Annotated in this window: 1 protein-coding gene; it reads left to right on the top strand. The window is 59.7% G+C overall.

Features of this window, described 5'->3' with window-relative positions; all coding sequences use genetic code 11:
• Positions 1-83 precede the first annotated feature (83 nt).
• Positions 84-1,187, top strand: coding sequence for an IS110 family RNA-guided transposase (locus ACZYSM_RS29125; RefSeq protein WP_489077124.1), 1,104 nt, complete (start codon positions 84-86; stop codon positions 1,185-1,187).
• Positions 1,188-1,264: the final 77 nt, after the last annotated feature.

Below are 1,264 nucleotides of genomic sequence, written 5' to 3' on the forward strand. Positions count from 1 at the left end.
GTAATTGGATGGACTCGCCCGCGCCGAGGCGTCAATGCGCCACGGGGGCAGTCTAAGAAGCCACCGACAGCGAGGGCGAATCCATGAAAAAGAATACGACGGTTAAACAGTCCCTGTCTTCAACCGATCTATCGACATGCACGACAGTGGCAGTCGATCTTGCCAAGCAGGTATTCCAGGTCGCGGGAGAAGATGCCCTTGGCCAAGTGCTTTACGAAGAGCGAATCAAGTCGCGTGAAGCCTTTCATGCCTTCCTGCGCAAACTGCCGCCAACCGTAGTGGTGCTGGTGGAAACGGGCCCAGGCGCTCAAGCATGGGCGCGGCAGCTACAGGCTCAGGGCAATCTGGCGCGAATTCTTCCGGCGCAACTTGTGGCCAAGCACCGCAGCGGCGCCAAAAATGATCGTAATGATTCCCGGGCCATATTGCGTGCGGGGCGCGACAGCAAAATTGCGGCGGTCCCCATCAAAAGTGCCACAGCACTGGCCATGCAGGCCTTGCACCGTGCCCGGCAGGGTTATGTCCGTCGGCGCACAGCCATGAGTAACCAGATGCGGGGCTTGCTGATGGAGCACGGTATAACCCTGGCACAAGGTGATGTCGCTATCAGTCAGACCCTGCCTCGGGTGCTGGAAGACGCGACACAACCATTGCCAGACCTATTGCGCGAGCTGATCGACGAGCTGCTGGGCGAATGGCGTCAGTTAGGCGAGCGGATCAACGTGCTGACCGGCCGCCTGGAGAGTGCCGCGAACGAGGATAAAACAGCCCGGCGACTGATGACCGTGCGCGGTATCGGCCCGATCATCGCCACAGCGCTTTTGGCCAAGGAGACCGAACCTGAACGTTTTGCCAATGCACGCCAGTTCGCGGCCTACTTTGGCATGGTGCCTGAGCAGAACAGCAGTGGGCAGAAGATTCGCCTGGGCAGGATGAGCAAACGAGGCGACAGCTATGTGCGCAGCCTAATGGTTCAAGGGGCTCATGCGGTATTAAGGCATTTGCGCCCTGATTCAGAGCAGCCCGACGATCGTCGGTTGCAACGTTGGCTGGGTCGACTGGGACGCAAGGAAGCGGCGATACGGTTGGCGAACCGCAACCTTCGAATCGTTTGGGTGCTACTACAAAATGACCAGACTTACCGCAGCCAACCGGCCGATGGCCGGCCAGCTGCGCCAAGTTACTGATCGACAGCGTTCTGCCTCCGGGGCGCCAAGGCGCTCCAGCCCCTGCTAGAAAACATTGACCCCAGGTCAGACCGTCG

The organism is Pseudomonas sp. F220, assembly GCF_057813935.1.

Excerpts from the sequence above, each read along its gene's own strand:
- ACZYSM_RS29125 (WP_489077124.1), top strand. The coding sequence starts at position 84 with ATGAAAAAGAATACGACGGTTAAACAGTCCCTGTCTTCAACCGATCTA.